This window comes from Qipengyuania gaetbuli (assembly GCF_020524765.1).
GTDB classification, from domain to species: domain Bacteria; phylum Pseudomonadota; class Alphaproteobacteria; order Sphingomonadales; family Sphingomonadaceae; genus Qipengyuania; species Qipengyuania gaetbuli_A.
Genome location: NZ_JAIVLR010000001.1, coordinates 1106693 through 1124673, shown reverse-complemented (window position 1 = coordinate 1124673; position 17981 = coordinate 1106693). Strand labels below are relative to the sequence as shown.

Below are 17981 nucleotides of genomic sequence, written 5' to 3'. Positions count from 1 at the left end.
CCTGCGACCGTTCTAGACGTCGAGATTGGCGACGTTGAGCGCGTTCGCCTGGATGAATTCGCGGCGCGGTTCGACCACGTCGCCCATCAGGCGGGTGAAGATTTCGTCGGTCACGTCGGCATCCTCGACCTTGACCTGCAGCAGCGCGCGGTTGTCGGGGTCGAGCGTGGTCTCCCAAAGCTGCTCGGCGTTCATTTCGCCAAGGCCCTTGTAGCGCTGGATCTTCTGGCCCTTGCGCCCGGCGGCCATGACCGTGTCGAGCAGCTGGGTGGGCAGGGTGATCGCATCGCTGCCGGCAAAGGCGGGTGCGTCATTGTCGCCATCATCGCCGCTCTCGGCGTCGACGGCGTCCGCATCGTCGCTCTCGCCCTTCACCAGGCGGATGGGCGCGGCGTAGACTTCGGCATGCTCGCCCGCCACGCGGTGCAGTTTGCGGGCCTCGGCGCTTTCGAGGAAGGCCGGCTCGATCTCGTGAACGTCGGTGACGCCGCGCCACAGGCGGCTGAAGCGCACGATGCCGTCGCTGCCGATCTCGGCCGACCACTTCGCTTCCGGATCGCCCATCTGCAGGTGCGCTGCCGCACGGGTCAGCGCTTCGGCGCGGTTGCCGGCGGGGTCGAGCGCGCCGGTCAGTGCCATCGCCTCGATCAGCTCCGGCTTGTACTTGCGCGGCACGAAGGCGAACAGATTGCGCATGCGCAGGCCGTGTTCGACGAGCTGGTGCATGCCGGTTGCAGGGATCGTACCTTCGCGCGTCTCGAGATAGTGGCCCGCCAGCCCCTGGTCGATCAGGTAGCGGTCGTAGGCGGCCTGGTCCTTCAGGTAGACCTCGCTCTTGCCGCGCGTCACCTTGTAGAGCGGCGGCTGCGCGATGAAGAGGTGCCCGGCCTTCACGATTTCCGGCATCTGGCGGTGGAAGAACGTCAGCAGCAGCGTGCGGATATGCGCGCCGTCGACGTCTGCGTCGGTCATGATGACGATCTTGTGGTAGCGCAGCTTTTCGAGGTTGAACTCGTCGCGCAGGCCCGTGCCCATCGCCTGGATCAGCGTGCCGACTTCCTTCGACGAGATGATCCGGTCGAAGCGCGCGCGTTCGACGTTCAGGATCTTGCCCTTCAGCGGCAGGATCGCCTGCGTTTTGCGGTCGCGGCCCTGCTTGGCGCTGCCGCCTGCAGAATCACCCTCGACCAGGAAGAGTTCGCAATTCTCGGGATTGCGGTCCTGGCAGTCGGCCAGCTTGCCCGGCAGCGAGGCGACGCTCATCGCGCCCTTGCGGCTCATCTCGCGGGCACGGCGTGCGGCTTCGCGTGCGGCAGCGGCGTCGATGACCTTCTGGACGATGGCCTTCGCCTCGTTCGGGTTTTCCTCCAGCCATTCGCCCATCTTCTCGCCCATCAGGCTTTCGAGCGGCTGGCGCACTTCGGAGGAAACCAGCTTGTCCTTGGTCTGGCTGGAGAACTTGGGATCGGGCAGCTTGACTGACACGATGGCGGTCAGGCCTTCGCGCATGTCCTCGCCCGACAGGCTCACCTTTTCCTTCTTCATGAGGCCCGAAGAGGTCGCGTAATTGTTCAGCGTGCGCGTCAGCGCCGCGCGGAAGGCGGCAAGGTGGGTGCCGCCGTCACGCTGCGGGATGTTGTTGGTGAAGCACAGGACGTTCTCGTAATAGCTGTCGTTCCATTCGAGAGCGACGTCGATGCCGATGCCGTCCTTTTCCGCGCTCACCGCGATGGGGTCCGACACCAGCGCCTGCTTGTTGCGATCGAGCCATTTCACGAAGGCCGCGATGCCGCCTTCGTAGAACAAATCGTGCTGCTGCACTTCCTCGTGGCGCTTGTCGCGCAGCAGGATGCGCACGCCCGAATTGAGGAAGGCGAGTTCGCGGTAGCGGTGTTCCAGCTTGTCGAAATCGAACTCGACGACGTTCTTGAAGGTCTCTTCCGAGGCCTTGAAGGTGACGCGCGTACCCTTCTTGAGGCCGTTGTCGTCCCCGTTCGAATCCACCGGCGGCGCGTCGCCCACGATGCGCAGACTTTCCACGGCATCGCCGTGTTCGAAGCGCATCCAGTGCTCCTTGCCGTCGCGCCAGATGGTCAGTTCGAGCCATTCCGACAGCGCGTTGACGACCGAAACGCCCACGCCGTGGAGGCCGCCCGACACCTTGTAGGCATTGTCGTCCGAGGTGTTCTCGAACTTACCACCCGCGTGCAGCTGGGTCATGATGACCTCTGCCGCCGAGACGCCTTCTTCCTTGTGCATGTCGACCGGGATACCGCGGCCGTTGTCTTCCACGCTGACCGAGCCATCGGGGTTGAGTTCGATCAGCACGAGGTCGCAGTGGCCTGCCAGAGCTTCGTCGATGGCGTTGTCGGACACCTCGAAAACCATGTGGTGCAGGCCCGATCCGTCATCGGTGTCGCCGATGTACATGCCGGGGCGTTTGCGCACTGCATCGAGGCCCTTGAGGACCTTGATGGAATCCGCGCCATATTCGTTGGAATTGCGGGCCTTTTCGCCCTGCTGGGGCGTGCCGTTCGAAGTGTTCTCGTCCATGCCCATTATATAGGCGCGAGGGGCAAAAACCGAAAGGTGCGGGCCTGTCTTTCTTCCACAGGCAATTGCGCTAGGATGCGGGGCGAAACAGGGGGAGAATGACGATGCGCGGGATGGTCCTTGCAGGGGTTGGCGCGGGTCTTGCGGCACTGGCGGCGCCCATGCCCGCAGCGGCGCAGGATGCAGGCGGGCTGCGGCCCGACCAGAAGGAATTCCGCGACCTGTTCGAAGAGCTGGTGGAAACCGACACCTCGCTCAGCAACGGCAGCTGCACGCTGGCGGCGGAGCGCATGGCGGACCGGCTGCGCAAGGCAGGCTTTCCCGAAGACCGCCTGACCCTGTTCGCCACCGCCGAAGCGCCGCGCGAAGGCGGGCTGGTGGTAGTTTATCCCGGCACGTCCGATACGCTCAAGCCGCTGCTCGCCATTGCCCATATCGACGTGGTCGAGGCCAAGCGCGAGGATTGGCAGCGCGATCCCTTCACCCTGTTCGAGGAGGACGGCTATCTCTACGCGCGCGGCGTGTCCGACGACAAGGCCATGGCAGCCGCGCTGGTCGACACGCTGATCCGCTTCCAGAAATCGGGCTACAAGCCCCAGCGCGCGGTCAAGATCGCGCTGACCTGCGGCGAGGAGACGAACGGCGCTTTCAACGGCGTGGAATGGCTGGTTAACAACCGGCGCGAGTTGATCGACGCCGAATTCGCCATCAACGAAGGCGGCGGCGGCACGGCGGACGAGAACGGCAATGTCGTCGAGCAGACCATCCAGGTGGGCGAGAAGATCTTCGCCAATTACGTGCTCGAATTCACCAATCCGGGCGGCCACAGCTCGGTCCCGCGGCCGGACAATGCCATCACCCAGCTGGCCCATGCGCTGGTGAGGATCGGCGCGCACCGCTTCCCGCTCGAATTCAACGAGACGAACCGCACCTATTTCCGCCTTGCGGGGGCCGGACGCGGGGATGCGATCGGCGATGCCATGGTCGCTCTGGCCAACGACCCGACGAATGCCGAGGCGGAAGCGGTGGTCAACGCCGATCCCTTCCTCCATTCGAACCTGCGCACAACCTGCGTTGCGACCATGCTGGACGCAGGCCACGCCCGCAACGCGCTGGCGCAAAGGGCGCAGGCGAACGTCAACTGCCGCATCTTCCCCGGCAACACGATCGAGGCGGTCGGCGAGGAACTGGCGCGGATCGCGGGCGAGGAGGGGCTGAAGATCACCATCCTCGAACCGCGCAGGCCCGCCCCGCCGCAGCCGCCGATGGACGAGCGCATCCTCGGACCCTCGCGCGAACTGGTTGAACGGTATTTCCCGGGCGTCCCGCTCGTGCCGGTCATGTCCAACGGCTATACCGATTCCACCTTCCTGACCGCGACCGGCATCCCGAGCTACGGCGTGCCCGGTGGATGGGGCGATCCGGACGGCAACGGGGTCCACGGGCTGAACGAGCGGATCAGCGCGCGCTCGCTCTACGTCGGACGCGATTTCCTGTTCGACCTCGTGAAGGCGCTGGCGAATCCGGACTGACCGGCATCGCCGCTTGACGCTACGGCAGCGGCAGCGCAGGGCGCGAAGATGCTTTCTGTGCTCGATATTTTCCGGATCGGCATCGGTCCGTCCTCCTCGCACACCGTGGGTCCGATGCGGATCGGTGCGCTCTTCGTGCGCGCGCTGGCCAAGCGCGGCAAGCTGGAGGAGGTCGCGCGGATCGCGGTCGAACTGCAGGGCTCGCTGGCGCTGACGGGGGTCGGGCATGGCACCGTCGATGCAAGCGTGCTCGGCCTTGCGGGTTTCGTGCCCGATCGGACCTGTCCGGACGAGGCGGCAGCGACGCTGGCGCAGATCCGCGCCGAGGGACGCCTCATGCTGTGCGGCAGGCACGCCATCGCCTTCGATCCGGCAAAGGATATCGATCTGGCCGGTCACATCATTCCCGACCTCCATCCCAACGGCATGAAGTTGGTGGCGCGCGATGCGGCGGGCTCGGTCCTGCTGGAGCGGACCTATTATTCGACCGGCGGCGGTTTCGTCGCTTCCGAAGCGCAGCTCAAGCGCAAGCCCCGCAACGACCGCGTGGAAACCGGCACCAGCGTGCCGCACGATTTCGGCTCGGCCGAGGAATTGCTGGCCCGCTGCGATCAGCAAGGTCTCTCGATCGCCGAGCTGGTGCTGGCCAACGAGGATGCCTTCCGCCCGCGCGACAAGACGCTGGCGGGGATCGACCTGATTGCCCAGGCGATGGACCAGTGCATCGACCGCGGCCTTGCCCAGCGCGGCATCCTGCCCGGCGGCCTCAAGGTGGAACGCCGCGCACCGGACCTGTGGGACAAGCTGTCCGCCAATCCCCAGTCCAACGAGCGCGAGCAATTGTTCGACTGGCTCAACTGCTTCGCCATGGCGGTGAACGAGGAAAACGCGGCAGGCGGCCGGGTCGTCACCGCGCCGACCAATGGCGCGGCCGGGATCATCCCCGCGGTCATCCGCTTCTACTGCGTGACCTCTGACGAGAGCCCTTGCCGCGACAGCCGCCGCACCTTCCTGCTGACCGCAGGGGCCATCGGCCTGCTCTACAAGCAGCGCGCCAGCATTTCGGGCGCGGAAATGGGCTGCCAGGGCGAGGTAGGCGTCGCTTGCTCCATGGCAGCGGGCGGCCTTGCCGCGCTGTGGGGCGCATCGCCTGCGCAGGTCGCGAGCGCGGCGGAAATCGGGATGGAACACAATCTCGGCCTGACCTGCGATCCCGTCGGCGGGCTGGTGCAGGTCCCCTGTATCGAGCGCAATGCCATCGGCGCTGTGAAGGCAGTGAACGCAGCGCGCCTTGCTCTCCACCGCACCGGCGCTGAAAGCTGCGTCAGCCTCGACCAGGTGATCGAGACCATGCGTCAGACCGGCATCGACATGTCGAGCAAGTACAAGGAAACTAGCCAGGGCGGGCTGGCCGTGAATGTCATCGAATGCTGACCGCCGCGCTGGGCGGAGCGGACGGTTAGGCGGCGACGCTTTCGCGTGCGTGACCGGCTATTTCGGCGGCGAGTTCGTCGACGAGGTCGAGCGGGAGGTCATGGCCCCAGCCCGGGATCGTCTTCAGTTTCGCGTCGGGAATGCACTCTGCCGTATGGCGCCCGCCTTCGCACGGGACCAGCGGATCGTCCTCGCCGTGAAGCACCAGCGTCGGCACCCGCACGTCGCGCAGCATCGTGCTGCGGTCGCCGTCGGCAACGATGGCGGACAGGTGCCGGGTCGGGCCTTCGGGGTAGAAGCTGCGCCTGACGCTGGCGAGCGTGCGTTCGCGCAGCCGTTCTTCGGGCGAGGGATACCCGGGCGAGCCGATGGTGCGCGCCAGCATGATGCCGTGCGCGACCAGTGCTTCTTCCTCGGTGCTCTTCGGCCGTGTCACCAGCGCCTGCAGCGCTTCCTTGCGCGCCGGCGGCAGCTTGGCATGGCCGGTGGTGGAGAAGACCTGCGTGAAGCTGAGGCAGCGGTCGGGATATTTGTGCGCGACGTGCTGGGCGATCATGCCGCCCATGCTGGCCCCGACGATATGCGCGCGCTCGATCTCCAGCGCGTCGAGCAGGCCCACGCCGTCGGCCGCCATGTCGGCCAGCGTATAGGGGACGCGCGGAGTAAGGCCGAGCTTGCCCATCAGCGTCATCTTGACGAGGCCGGGCGCTTTCACGCCGTCGAACTTGTGGCTGAGGCCAATATCGCGATTGTCGTAACGGATGACGCGGTAACCGTGCCCTGCCAGCGCCTCGACCAGTTCATCCGGCCACAGGGTCAGCTGCGCGCCGAAGCCCATTATGAGCAGCATGGCGGGATCATTGCTGTTGCCATGCTCTTCGTAATGGATGTCGATCCCGTTGGCCTTGGTGATGGGCACGCCTGCGCTCTCCTTTGCTGATGCAATCCTCTTGCTGCACATGACCGCATTCCGGCCCGCTTGTCTATTGTCGCCTATGTGCGGCTGAACGCGGGTCCCGAAGCGTGCGAACGAGCTTGTCGCATACTTACAAGACGAAAATCGACATTTTGCTATGCAGGACGCTGAATTTCGGGGGGTTGCTTGAATGGAACGACGGGGCGCAGAGCGCTACGAAGCGTCTTCCACAATCGAATATTCGTCGGCCGAATGTCGCGGTGAAGCGCAGATCCTGGATCTGTCGCTCGCCGGTTGCCGCCTGCGCGGCCTTGGCGAAAGCATCGCTCGCGGGGACGAGGTCGAACTGCAGCTTCCGGCAGGCATGACGGCGACCGGCACAGTCTGCTGGATCGAGGACAGCCTTGCCGGAGTGAAGTTCACCGTTCCCATCAGCATGGCGACGCTCGACTATTTCCGTTTCGCCGACGGCATCACCGTGACCGACGATGCGGATTTCGACCGCTTCGGTCGCCGGTTGCCACCCCTGGGCGCAAGGGCCAGCAGCAGCCTTTAAGGACTGTCTAGGGCACCAGCACCGTGTCGCGCGCGACGGGGTCAGTTTCCGGATAATCGAGAATGAAATGCAGCCCGCGGCTCTCGTGCCGCTTGAGGGCGCTGTTCACGATGAGCCCTGCGCATTCCAGCAGGTTGCGCAGTTCGATGAGGTCGGTGGTTACGCGGAAGTGGCCGTAATAATCCTCCACCTCCTCGCGCAGCAGGCGGATGCGGTGCGCGGCGCGTTCGAGGCGCTTGGTAGTGCGCACGATACCGACATAGTTCCACATGAATCGGCGGATTTCGGTCCAGTTCTGCTTGATGACCACTTCCTCGTCGGAATCGGTGACGCGGCTTTCGTCCCACGGCAGGATTTCCGGCGGTTCGTCGAGCTGGTCCCAGCAGCGCAGGATGTCCTTGGCCGCCGCCTCGCCGAAGACGAAGCATTCGAGCAGCGAGTTCGACGCGAGGCGGTTCGCCCCGTGCAGTCCGCTCTCGGTGCATTCGCCCGCTGCCCACAGGCCCGGCAGGTCGGTGCGCGCATCGAGGTCCACCTTCACCCCGCCGCAGGTGTAATGCTGGGCGGGGACAACCGGGATCGGCTGCTTCGTCATGTCGATGCCGAGGCCGAGCAGCTTTTCGTGGATCGTGGGGAAATGCTCCTTCACGAATTCGGGCGGCTGGTGGCTGATGTCGAGGTGGACATAGTCGAGGCCGTAGCGCTTGATCTGGTCGTCGTTCGCGCGCGCCACGATATCGCGCGGGGCCAGCTCCATGCGCTCCGCGTCGTATTTCTCCATGTAGCGTTCGCCCGTAACCGGGTTGTACAGGCGCCCGCCCTCTCCGCGCACCGCTTCGGTGATGAGGAAGTTCTTGACCTCGAGATTGTAGAGACAGGTCGGGTGGAACTGCATCATCTCCATGTTGGAGACGCGCGCACCCGCCCGCCACGCCATCGCGATGCCGTCTCCGGTCGCGCCGCGCGGAGCGGTCGAGAAGAGGTAGACGCGGCCTGCTCCGCCCGCGGCCAGCACGGTCGCCTTCGCTAGGTGGGCGACGACCTTGCCGCTCTCCTCGTCGAGCGCATAGGCGCCCCAGACGCGGCCCGATCCCGAATAGTCCTTCTGGTTGCGGCCGGTGATGAGGTCGATGCAGCTCTGGTTAGGCAGCAGGGTGATATTGGGGTTTTCCTCCGCCGCCTTGAGCAGGGCGGCCTGCACGGCCCAGCCGGTCGCATCGTTCACATGGACGATGCGACGGTGCGAGTGTCCGCCTTCACGGGTGAGGTGGAGATCGCCTTCCTCGCGGTTGAAGGGCACGCCCAGTTCGCACAACCGGTCGATCGCCGCAGGGGCACGTTCGATGACGAATTCGACCGTCTCGAGATCGTTGAGGCCGGCGCCGGCCACCATCGTGTCGTGGATGTGGTTTTCGAACGTGTCGCCAGCGTCCAGCACGGCCGCGATGCCGCCCTGCGCCCAGGCGGTCGAGCCGCTGGTCAGCTTGCCCTTGGCCAGCACCAACACCTTCTTGTGCTGGGCGAGTTCGAGCGCGGCGGTGAGGCCGGCCGCCCCTGATCCGATGACGAGGACGTCGTGTTTCATGGGGCGGTGTCATGCCCATGCAATCGCCATGCGGCAAGCACAGAACGCCTCACCGATTCCCCGCTTAACACCGCGGATTTGCGCTTTATGCGAGCGTTAACAGGGGTCCCGGGACTTTGGAGGGTCGCAAAAAAATGAAAATGGGTCTGCTTGCCTGCGCCTTCGGGCGCCACGCCGTCGATCATGCCAACATGCGCAAGTCGGGCGGCATGCATGTCGGCAAATGCAAATGCTGCAAGACACCGATGGAAGAGATCGAACCGCACGTCTGGGGCGTGATCCGGGTGAAGGACGCAGGCCTTGGCCCGCGCAACTTCGTCTGAGGATCAGCCAGACCCGGTAAGCTGGACGAAGACATCCTCGAGGTCCGCCTCGCGGGTGGTCACGTCCTCGATACCGTAGCCATGCGACTGGACGAGCGCGAGCACCTGCCCCGCGCTCGCCTTGTCGCGGTCGTAGGTAATGTCGAGCCGGCGCGGTTCGACCACGTCGGCGCGCAGGAAGGCTTCTTCCATGATCGGCCCGCCGAGGTCCTTGTCGACCGTGACCGAGACGATCTTCTCGCGCGCCATGCCCACCAGTTCGCGGGTCGGCTTGTTGGCGATGAGCTCGCCGTGGTTGATGATCGCGATGCGGTCGCACAGCTGCTCCGCTTCCTCGAGGTAGTGCGTGGTCAGCACGACCGTCACGCCTTCGTCGTTCAGTTCCTGCACCAGTTCCCACAGCTGGCGGCGCAGTTCGACGTCGACGCCCGCAGTCGGCTCGTCGAGCACGAGAATCGGCGGCGAGTGCACCATGGCCTTGGCAATCAGCAGGCGGCGCTTCATCCCGCCCGACAGCGTCCGGGCATAGGCATCGCGCTTGTCGGCAAGGTGGACGGCGGCAAGCAGTTCCTCGCTGCGCCGGTCTTTCTTGCCGATGCCGTAAAAACCGCCCTGGTTTTCCAGCACCTCGAACGGGGTGAAGAAGGGATCGAAGACGATTTCCTGCGGCACGATGCCGATTGAACGCTTGGCATTGCGGGGGTTGTCGTCGATGTCGAAACCCCAGATTTCCGCGCTTCCGGAAGTCTTGCGCACAAGGCCTGCAAGGATGTTGATCAGCGTCGACTTGCCCGCGCCATTGGGGCCGAGCAGGCCGAAGACGCCGCCCTGCGGCACGTCGAAACTGACACCCTTCAGCGCCAGCTTGGGCGGCTCTCCGGGACCGGGTGGGGCGTATTCCTTGACGAGGTTGTCGATGCGGATCGCAGGAGGCGTGGTCATGCAGCGTGACCTAGGCTCTTGAGCGCCTCCGTCAAACCTATTATCGGCCCCTCTCATGAGCCTGCCTCCTCCCGAAGTGTCCAAGGTCACCACGCGCCGCGTGTGGTGCGACGGTGCAACCGACATCCGCAGCGGTGAAAACTACAAGCCGATCGCGCTCGGCCATCCCAAGGTCTACCTCGAGATCGACGAGCACGGCTATGTCGACTGCGGCTATTGCGACCGCCGCTTCGTCCTCGAAGGCGGTCCGGCGGACGGCGTGGACCAGTCCGCGCTGATGGACATTTCCGAAGGCGGCGATCCGGGCCACCGGTAAGCCCTCTCGCTTATCGCGCGCGAGGTCCCTACATTGGCTGGCATGACGCAAGCCAACGACCCGCACGCACTCCTATACGGCACGAAACTGGACCCGGCAGAGGCGCAGCGCCTGACGCGCCAGCTGCTCTCGTCCTGCGATGACGGGGAACTGTACCTCCAGTTCATCGCGTCCGAGGCCTTCGGCTTCGACGACGGCCGGCTGAAGACCGCCGACTACAGCCGCGATTCGGGCTTCGGGCTGCGCGGCGTGTCGGGCGAGATGACCGGCTTTGCCCACGCCAACGAGATCAGCGCGGCGGCCATCGCGCGCGCGGGCGAAACGCTCAAGCTGCTCGACGCAACAAAGAGCCCGCTGGCTGCCCCGCCCGAGCGGACCAACCGCCACCTCTACACCGATGCCTGCCCGCTCGACCTCGTGCCCTTTGCCGAGAAGGTCGCGCTGCTGGAAAAGATCGATGCGGTCGCCCGTGCCAAGGACCCGCGCGTGGCGCAGGTGTCCGCCAGCCTCGCCGCCAGCTGGAGCGTGGTCGAGATCGTGCGTCCCGACGGCCATGTCGCGCGCGACATCCGCCCGCTGGTGCGGCTCAACGTGTCGGTCGTCGCCGAACAGGACGGGCGGCGCGAAACGGGCGCCTACGGTTTCGGCGGACGCCATCTCTACGACCGCCTGTTCGACGAGGGCGCGTGGATGTACGCCATCGACGAGGCAGTGCGACAGGCACTGGTGAACCTCGAAAGCATTGCTGCCCCGGCGGGCGAGAAGACCGTCCTGCTCGGCCCCGGCTGGTGCGGCGTGCTGCTGCACGAGGCGGTCGGCCACGGGCTCGAGGGCGATTTCAACCGCAAGGGTACCAGCGCCTTTTCGGGCCGCATCGGCGAACGCGTTGCCTCGCCCGGCGTGACGGTCATCGATGACGGTTCGCTCGCCGACCGGCGCGGCTCGCTCACCATCGACGACGAGGGCACGCCGACGCGTGAAACGGTGTTGATCGAGGACGGCATCCTCAAGGGCTACATGCAGGACCGCCTCAATGCGCGGCTGATGGGTGCCGAGCCGACCGGCAACGGGCGCCGCGAAAGCTACCAGCACGCGCCGATGGTGCGGATGACCAATACCTTCATGCAGGGCGGCCAGGACGATCCGGAAGAGCTGCTGTCTCGCGTCGACGACGGTATCTACGCCACCAGCTTCGGCGGCGGCCAGGTCGACATCACCAGCGGCAAGTTCGTCTTCGCCTGCACGGAAGCCTACAAGGTCGAAAAGGGCAAGGTCGTCGCCCCGATCAAGGGCGCGACGCTGATCGGCGACGGGCCCAGCGTGCTGACGCGCGTCAAGGGCATCGGCAACGACATGGCGCTCGACCAGGGCGTGGGAATGTGCGGCAAGGGCGGGCAGAGCGTGCCTGCCGGCGTCGGCCAGCCCAGCCTGCTGATCGACGGGATCACCGTAGGCGGCACTGGCTGAGCGCTTCCAGGGCTCGACTCATCGCCGGTTCATTTTGGCCATGATACAAGGTTATATCCTTCAAGGAGAATCGCGATGATCAGACGCCTTGCTCTTGCTTCCGCTGCCCTCGGCCTGCTGGCCGCTCCCGTCGCTCACGCCGAAGAACAGGCCGAGATGACCAAGGGCGAGGCCAAGCTCGCCAAGATGCTCGAAGGCCGCGTCGCGGGTAAGCCGGAAAGCTGCATTACCATGATCGGCTCGCGTCCCCTTACGCGCATCGACGAGACCGCGCTGGTCTACAAGTCGGGCAACACGATCTGGGTGAACTACACCAAGACGCCCGACGCGATCGACGACAGCGACTACATGGTAATCCGGAAGTTCAGCGGTTCGCAGCTGTGCCGCAGCGACCAGATCACCACGCGCGACCGTTTCTCGGACATGTACACCGGCTTCATCTTCCTCGATGATTTCGTCCCCTACCGCCTTGCCGACAAGGAAGGCGAAGGCTGACGTTCAGCCGGAAGGCAGCGCGTAATATTCGCACAAGTCGCTAACCGGGCACTGTCCGCACCTGGGTGCGCGGGCAGTGCAGACGCGCTTGCCGAACTGGATTAGCCAGAAATGCCCATCGCGCAGCGACCAGGCGGGCGAGCGGTCCTCGAGCTGCTGCGCGGTCCTGTCCGCCGTCTTCGCTTCGGTCAGGCCGATGCGGTTGCATACGCGGTGGACATGCGTGTCGACCGCGATGACGTCCTTTCCGAAAGTGAAGCTCAGCACGATGTCGGCGCATTTGCGCCCGATTCCGGGTAGCGCAAGCAGCCCTTCGCGCGTGTCGGGCACTACGCCGCCGTGCCGCTCCAACAGGGCCGAGCAGAACGCACGGATGTTGCGCGTCTTCATGTTGTAGAGCCCGCAAGGCCTGATCGCGGCCGCGATCTCTGCGTCGTCCAGCGCCAGCATCTCTTCGGGCGTGGTCGCCAGGGCGAAGAGCGCGCGGCAGGCCTTGGCGGTATTGCGGTCGAGCGACTGCGCGGACAGCATGCAGGAAATGCAGGATCGGAAAGCGTCGGGTTGCCCCTTGGGCCCTTTCGCGCCGCGAGTGCGACCGGGCATTGCCGCAGCCAGGCGGCGATAGACTTCTTCGACCTCTTCGCGTGTCAGCATCGCCTTCCTAGCGGGCGGCGGTGCGCTTGGTTCCTGTGTCGCACAAAGCGAGGGCGGGGCAGGTCCCGCATTCGGGCGAGGAAGGCCGGCACCAGGTCTGGCCCAGCTTCTTCATCAGCAGGTGATGCTCGTCATAATCGGCGGCGCTCCATTCGTCCGGTATGACGGGCATGATCGCATCGAAGGCGCGGTCGGTCGTGGCCTTGGCCGGCACGAGGCCCATCCGCTGGAGAACCCGCGTGTGATGTCCGTCGAGCACGATCGCGCGGCGGTCCAGCGTGGAGGCGTTCATTACGCCTGCCGCGATCTTGCGCCCGATGCCGGGCAGCTGTTCGAGCCAGCGCATGGCCGCAAGCGTATCCATGTCGGCGAGGTGCGAGAGGTCCACGGCCCCGCGCAGGGCCACAAGCGCGGTTAGGCTCGCCTTGAGCCGTTCTGCCGCGATATTGGGGTAGGTTTGCGTCGCCAGCTCAGCCTGCAGTTCCTTCAGCGGCGCATCGGCGACTGCTTCCCACGAACCGTAGCGCGCCAGCAGCCGATCCGTCGCTGCGTTCGACACCTCGGACTTGGTGCGCGCGCCGATCACGCCCTGGACCAGCACCCATTCGGGCCTGCGCCATTCGGCTGCCGCGCGCTCGATCCGTCCGAACCGCTGGACGAGCAGCGCCTGCAACCGGCGCAGCGTTTCGGTGCGGGGGTCCGGTCCGAGATCTAGCTGCAAGTCACTCCCACTCGATCGTGCCGGGCGGCTTCGAGGTGTAGTCATAGACCACGCGGTTGATGCCCTGCACCTCGTTCACGATGCGCGTCGCACAGCCCGTCAGGAAAGCGGCGTCGAAGGGGTAGACATCGGCGGTCATGCCGTCGGTGCTGGTCACCGCACGCAGGCCGCAGACGCTGTCATAGGTGCGATAATCGCCCATCACGCCCACGGTCTTGACCGGCAGCAGCACGGCAAAGGCCTGCCAGATCGCGTCGTAAAGACCGGCCTTGCGGATCTCGTCGAGATAGATCGCGTCGGCCTTGCGCAGGATGTCGCAGCGTTCCTTGGTGACCTCGCCCGGGATGCGGATCGCAAGGCCCGGTCCGGGGAAGGGATGACGGCCGACGAACATGTCGGGCAGGCCCAGTTCTCGGCCCAGTTCGCGCACTTCGTCCTTGAACAGTTCGCGCAAGGGTTCGACCAGCTTCATGTTCATGCGTTCGGGCAGGCCGCCGACATTGTGGTGGCTCTTGATCGTCACGCTCGGCCCGCCGGTGAAGCTGACGCTTTCGATGACGTCCGGATAGAGCGTGCCCTGCGCAAGGAAGTCCGCGCCGCCGACCTTCTTGGCCTCTGCCTCGAACACGTCGATAAAGGTCTTGCCGATGAACTTGCGCTTGGCTTCCGGGTCGGTGACGCCGGCAAGGCCTTCCATGAACATCTCTTCGGCGTCCACGACGACCAGCGGGATGTTGTAATGGTCGCGGAACATCGTTTCGACCTGTTCGCGTTCGTTCAATCGCAGCAGGCCATGGTCGACGAAGACGCAGGTCAGCTGTTCGCCGATCGCCTCGTGGATGAGGATTGCCGCGACCGAGCTGTCGACGCCGCCCGACAGGCCGCAGATCACCTTGCCGTCGCCGACCTGCTCGCGGATTTCGCGCACCTTGGTTTCGCGATAGGCGGCCATGGTCCAGTCACCGGCAAGGCCGCAAACATGACGCACGAAATTGGCGATCAGCCTGCCACCGTCGGGCGTATGGACGACCTCGGGGTGGAACTGGGTGCCGTAGAACTTGCGTCCTTCATCGGCGATCACTGCGAAGGGCGCGCCGTCGGAAATGGCGACGATCTCGAAGCCGGGGGCGAACTTGGTGACCTTGTCGCCGTGGCTCATCCAGACCTGGTGGCGCTCGCCGACCTGCCACAGCCCGTCGAACAGGGCGCAGTCCCTGGTGACGGTGAGATAGGCGCGGCCGAATTCGCCGCCTTCGCCCGTTTCATGGCCGGGACGAACTTCGCCGCCCAATTGGTGGCTCATGACCTGCTGGCCGTAGCAGATGCCGAGGATCGGGATACCAGCCTCAAACAGCATCTCGGGCGCGCGGGGGCTGCCATCCTCGGGTACGCCGGCGGGAGAGCCCGACAGGATGATGCCCTTGGGCTTCAGCCGGTGGAATGCCTCTTCGGCCTGCGTGAAGGGCGCGATCTCGGAATAGACACCCGCTTCGCGCACGCGGCGTGCGATGAGCTGGGTAACCTGGCTGCCGAAATCGACGATAAGGATGGAATCGGGAAGGTGCGCGTCGTCCATGGCGCAAGCGGTTAGGCAGGACGCGCGCGCAAGTCCAGCGCGCCCGCCCTTGCCTGCAGTCGAATTTACAGATCCGGTTGCCGGTTGATGATGACGGGATCGATGATGATGTCCTTGGGCGCCTTGCCCAGGGCGAACTCCATCACCAGGCAATATTTCCATGAATTGCCGTCGTCGTTGTCGTCCTCGAGGATGGCCTTGGTCTGGTTGGAGCCATTGCCCACGGCAAACTGTTTGCCCAGCTTGCCTCCGCCCGCCATCGGCGGCGCGTTGCCCTTGCCCGGAGGCGGCCCGCCCTGCCGCGCGATCCAGAAGGCCTCGTTCACGCTGGCTGGAAAGGCGCACTGGTAGGTCTGGTTGTTCATCTCGAAACTGGTGGTCTTGAGATTGAAGGCCAGCTTGGCGTCTTGCGTGACGCAGGACAGGTCGATGTCGCCATTGCCCGTCACTTCGCTGGCAGATGAAGCGAAGTGGAAATCGCACTCGTACTGGTCGGTATAGGGTTGCCCGGTGCGCTTGCGCACGTTGCTGATCGTCACGTCGATCGAGATGTCCTTGCTCATCGTCTGGTCCTCTCTCCTGCTGGTTCGTCGAAATGTCCCGCCTCAAAGCCGGTCGTCGATAAGCGGCTTGATGCCCAGCTTCTCCAGGCGGGCGCGAAGCCGCGCTGCCAGCTGGCGCTGGCCGGTCTTCTCAGCCGCGACCGCACGCAGCGCGATGGAACGGAAGTCGACCCGTTCGCCCTTGGTTTCCGGTACGGCGAGCGCCGCTGCATAGGCCTTGCGGGCGCGGGCGGTATCGCCTTCCTTCCGGTAGGCTGCGGCATGCACCATCCGGCTGGCGATGCGGACAAACTGGCGGTCCGGATCTTTGGGTTCGAGCGCGTCGTCCCACTTATCGGCAATCTCGTGCAGCGCCGCTGCGGACAAAGTGCTGCGATCGGTAAGGGCGCGCTGCAGGTCGAGGACGGCCGGAGCGCTGACCGTCCATTCGTAATTCTTCCGGTCCCGCGCGATCAGGTCGGCCTGGATGGATTCCAGCCGGTCGAATTGCCTGCTGGCTAGGGCATCGTCTCCGTCGGACCATGCCAGCAGGGCGCGGTCGCGCAGGGCAGCGCGGCCCAGTTCCTTCACCAGCGTATTGTCCCGGTCGGCGGCGAGCACCCTGTCGAAGTCCTCAATTGCGGCATCGAGCGATTTGCGTGCCGCCGCGCGGTCGCCTTGGAAGGCCTCGAGCTGCCCGATGTTGGCCAGCGAGAAGATCCGGCCCTTGCGCGCCTCGATATTGCTGGGATCATCGGCCACGACCTTGTCGAGGATCGCAAGTTCCTTTCGCCGTGCATCCAGCGCCTCCCCCATCCGGCCGAGCGACTGCAAGGTGGAGGCGACCCATGACAGTCCGCCCGCGATTTCGATTTCGCGGGCGACGGGCCGCCCTTCCTTGACCGAGACGATTTCGGTCAGCTCGACATTGCGGCGGAAATAGTCGAGCGCGCTTGCCAACTCGCCCGCCTCTTTCGCCATCGTGCCGAGGTTCGATAGCGAATAGGCCTCCTCCATCTGCCAGGCGAGGTTGGAGCGGTCTTTTGCCGCGAGCCGGTGGGAGATGTCGGCGTATTCTTCCATCGCCTTGCGCGCTTCGCCCAGCCGGCCGTGCTGCCAGGCGATGTAGCCGACCCAGAACAGGCTCTGCCCGTGGTTGAACATGCGCTCCGGATCGTCAGGCTTGCGTTCGAGCAGTTCGGCCGTGGTACGCGCAGCCTGGCGGAAGGCTGGCAGGGCCTCGGCATTGTTGCCGCGCAGGTTCTGGACCTCGGCCACGAGCATGGTGGCGCGTGCGCGGCGGCCGAGTTCGGTGGCGGACAGGTCGGCCAGCTTCTGGCGGGCGTAATAGTCCATCGCGCGCTTGCCCACGCCGTCGAGCAGTTCCAGCCGGCCGACCGGCTCCAGCTGCTTGCGCAGGTCGGTCAGCATGTATTCGATCAGCCCGTCGGCTTCCGCCCTTTGCTCGCGTGCCTCGTTGCGCTGGTCGATGGCATAGGCGGACAGGGCGGTGGTTCCGATCATGCCGAGGGCCGATGCCCCTGCCACCATGACCAGCTTGCGCTGGCGGCGCGCCGCATCGCGCTGGACCAGGTGGTCGAGGTCGACACCCGCCAGCCCGGCGACGAGCTTGAGCTTGGCCAGCTTCTTCCCGTCGGCCTCGGGCCGCATGTCGGCGGCGATGGGCTCTGCCTCGCGATCGGTCGGCTCGCCGTTTTCATAGTGGACCAGCAGCGGGGCCGGGAAATTGCCCGGCGGCTCGCCCTCGACCACCACGGGCATCACGCCGCGGTCGCCATGGATGCGCTTGTAGAGATCTACCTCGCGCGCGATCCAGGGCGATGCGGCAGCTGCCGGCGAACATAGGACGATCAGCGCGTCGCTCGAGCGGATGGCGGTCTCGATCGCGTCGCCGAGACTGTCGGATGCCGGCAGTTCGTCGCGATCCTTGAAGATCGGGCGCAGGCGTTCGGCCTTGCCGGCGGCAATCATGTGCGGGGGCAGGCGATAGGTTTCGAGCGCGCGATGGAGCCAGTTCGCCACCTGCCGGTCGCGGTGCGAATAGCTCATGAATGCCTTGTAGTGACGTTCGGCCAAGTGTGCTCTCCGGATGCGACCCCGGATTCGACTCGGCAACCCCCTCTATTTTTTCGCGATTTTGTCGCAGTCTTGCGCGGGATGCAAATGCGGGTGGCTTGTCGCCCTAGGAAGGCGGCGATTTGGCACTTGCGCAAAACGCAACACACCCTGACCTTTTCTCACTTTTGTTCGTCAGTCAGCAAGATTATTACAACCCTCACATCCGGCGCCGAGGGCACTGCCCCGAGCGTTAGCGGAACAGAGATGGCGGCAGATCCTCCCCCCGAGTT

Annotated in this window: 16 protein-coding genes; 7 read left to right on the top strand and 9 right to left on the bottom strand. The window is 65.2% G+C overall.

Features of this window, described 5'->3' with window-relative positions; translation table 11 throughout:
* Nucleotides 1-12 precede the first annotated feature (12 nt).
* On the bottom strand, nucleotides 13-2553 hold the full coding sequence (gene gyrB / locus LC083_RS05720) for a DNA topoisomerase (ATP-hydrolyzing) subunit B (protein ID WP_226699556.1): 2541 nt from the start codon (nucleotides 2551-2553) through the stop codon (nucleotides 13-15).
* Nucleotides 2554-2657: 104 nt separating this feature from the next.
* On the opposite strand from gyrB, the gene LC083_RS05715 reads away from it, so the two are divergent.
* Both LC083_RS05715 and LC083_RS05710 read left to right on the top strand, forming a co-directional pair.
* Nucleotides 2658-4085 carry a M20/M25/M40 family metallo-hydrolase gene (locus LC083_RS05715; RefSeq protein ID WP_226700022.1) on the top strand — a complete coding sequence of 476 codons (1428 nt, stop codon included), beginning with the start codon at nucleotides 2658-2660 and terminating at the stop codon, nucleotides 4083-4085.
* Between the two features lie 48 nt (nucleotides 4086-4133).
* Nucleotides 4134-5519 (top strand): L-serine ammonia-lyase, encoded by a 1386-nt coding sequence (locus tag LC083_RS05710; protein ID WP_226699555.1) that lies wholly within the window; start codon nucleotides 4134-4136, stop codon nucleotides 5517-5519.
* 25 nt (nucleotides 5520-5544) lie between these two features.
* On the opposite strand, the gene LC083_RS05705 is transcribed toward LC083_RS05710, so the two are convergent.
* Complete coding sequence (locus LC083_RS05705; protein WP_226699554.1) at nucleotides 5545-6438, bottom strand: alpha/beta fold hydrolase; 894 nt, start codon at nucleotides 6436-6438, stop codon at nucleotides 5545-5547.
* A 187-nt stretch (nucleotides 6439-6625) separates the two neighbouring features.
* Between LC083_RS05705 and LC083_RS05700 the strand changes: the two genes are divergently transcribed.
* Nucleotides 6626-6991: a PilZ domain-containing protein gene (locus LC083_RS05700; RefSeq protein ID WP_226699553.1), complete on the top strand. Its 366-nt coding sequence runs from the start codon at nucleotides 6626-6628 to the stop codon at nucleotides 6989-6991.
* 7 nt (nucleotides 6992-6998) lie between these two features.
* Here the strand turns inward: LC083_RS05700 and nadB are convergent, their stop codons facing one another.
* The gene (gene nadB, locus LC083_RS05695; RefSeq protein WP_226699552.1) at nucleotides 6999-8576 is read right to left on the bottom strand and encodes an L-aspartate oxidase; all 1578 of its coding nucleotides are present in this window, start codon (nucleotides 8574-8576) and stop codon (nucleotides 6999-7001) included.
* A 134-nt stretch (nucleotides 8577-8710) separates the two neighbouring features.
* Here nadB and LC083_RS05690 point away from each other — a divergent pair, with 134 nt between their 5' ends.
* The gene (locus LC083_RS05690) at nucleotides 8711-8899 is read left to right on the top strand and encodes a hypothetical protein (RefSeq protein WP_160608432.1); all 189 of its coding nucleotides are present in this window, start codon (nucleotides 8711-8713) and stop codon (nucleotides 8897-8899) included.
* A 3-nt stretch (nucleotides 8900-8902) separates the two neighbouring features.
* Here the strand turns inward: LC083_RS05690 and LC083_RS05685 are convergent, their stop codons facing one another.
* The gene (locus LC083_RS05685; protein ID WP_224831412.1) at nucleotides 8903-9841 is read right to left on the bottom strand and encodes an ABC transporter ATP-binding protein; all 939 of its coding nucleotides are present in this window, start codon (nucleotides 9839-9841) and stop codon (nucleotides 8903-8905) included.
* Nucleotides 9842-9896: 55 nt separating this feature from the next.
* Between LC083_RS05685 and LC083_RS05680 the strand changes: the two genes are divergently transcribed.
* From LC083_RS05680 to LC083_RS05670, 3 genes are all read left to right on the top strand, one after another.
* A complete protein-coding gene (locus LC083_RS05680) occupies nucleotides 9897-10157 on the top strand; it encodes a zinc-finger domain-containing protein (protein ID WP_100259931.1) in 261 nt (86 codons plus the stop codon).
* Between the two features lie 42 nt (nucleotides 10158-10199).
* A complete protein-coding gene (gene tldD / locus LC083_RS05675) occupies nucleotides 10200-11624 on the top strand; it encodes a metalloprotease TldD (RefSeq protein WP_226699551.1) in 1425 nt (474 codons plus the stop codon).
* 75 nt (nucleotides 11625-11699) lie between these two features.
* A complete protein-coding gene (locus LC083_RS05670; protein ID WP_160608429.1) occupies nucleotides 11700-12119 on the top strand; it encodes a hypothetical protein in 420 nt (139 codons plus the stop codon).
* Between the two features lie 3 nt (nucleotides 12120-12122).
* Here LC083_RS05670 and LC083_RS05665 read toward each other — a convergent pair whose 3' ends face one another.
* The 5 genes from LC083_RS05665 to LC083_RS05645 all read right to left on the bottom strand — a co-directional run bounded on the left by LC083_RS05665 (nucleotide 12123) and on the right by LC083_RS05645 (nucleotide 17709).
* Nucleotides 12123-12773 carry an endonuclease III domain-containing protein gene (locus LC083_RS05665; protein WP_226699550.1) on the bottom strand — a complete coding sequence of 217 codons (651 nt, stop codon included), beginning with the start codon at nucleotides 12771-12773 and terminating at the stop codon, nucleotides 12123-12125.
* A 7-nt stretch (nucleotides 12774-12780) separates the two neighbouring features.
* Nucleotides 12781-13494, bottom strand: coding sequence for an endonuclease III domain-containing protein (locus LC083_RS05660; RefSeq protein ID WP_226699549.1), 714 nt, complete (start codon nucleotides 13492-13494; stop codon nucleotides 12781-12783).
* Nucleotide 13495: 1 nt separating this feature from the next.
* On the bottom strand, nucleotides 13496-15070 hold the full coding sequence (guaA, locus tag LC083_RS05655; RefSeq protein ID WP_226699548.1) for a glutamine-hydrolyzing GMP synthase: 1575 nt from the start codon (nucleotides 15068-15070) through the stop codon (nucleotides 13496-13498).
* A gap of 65 nt (nucleotides 15071-15135) precedes the next feature.
* Nucleotides 15136-15633 (bottom strand): hypothetical protein, encoded by a 498-nt coding sequence (locus LC083_RS05650; protein WP_226699547.1) that lies wholly within the window; start codon nucleotides 15631-15633, stop codon nucleotides 15136-15138.
* A 42-nt stretch (nucleotides 15634-15675) separates the two neighbouring features.
* The gene (locus LC083_RS05645; protein WP_226699546.1) at nucleotides 15676-17709 is read right to left on the bottom strand and encodes a toll/interleukin-1 receptor domain-containing protein; all 2034 of its coding nucleotides are present in this window, start codon (nucleotides 17707-17709) and stop codon (nucleotides 15676-15678) included.
* Between the last annotated feature and the right edge of the window lie 272 nt (nucleotides 17710-17981).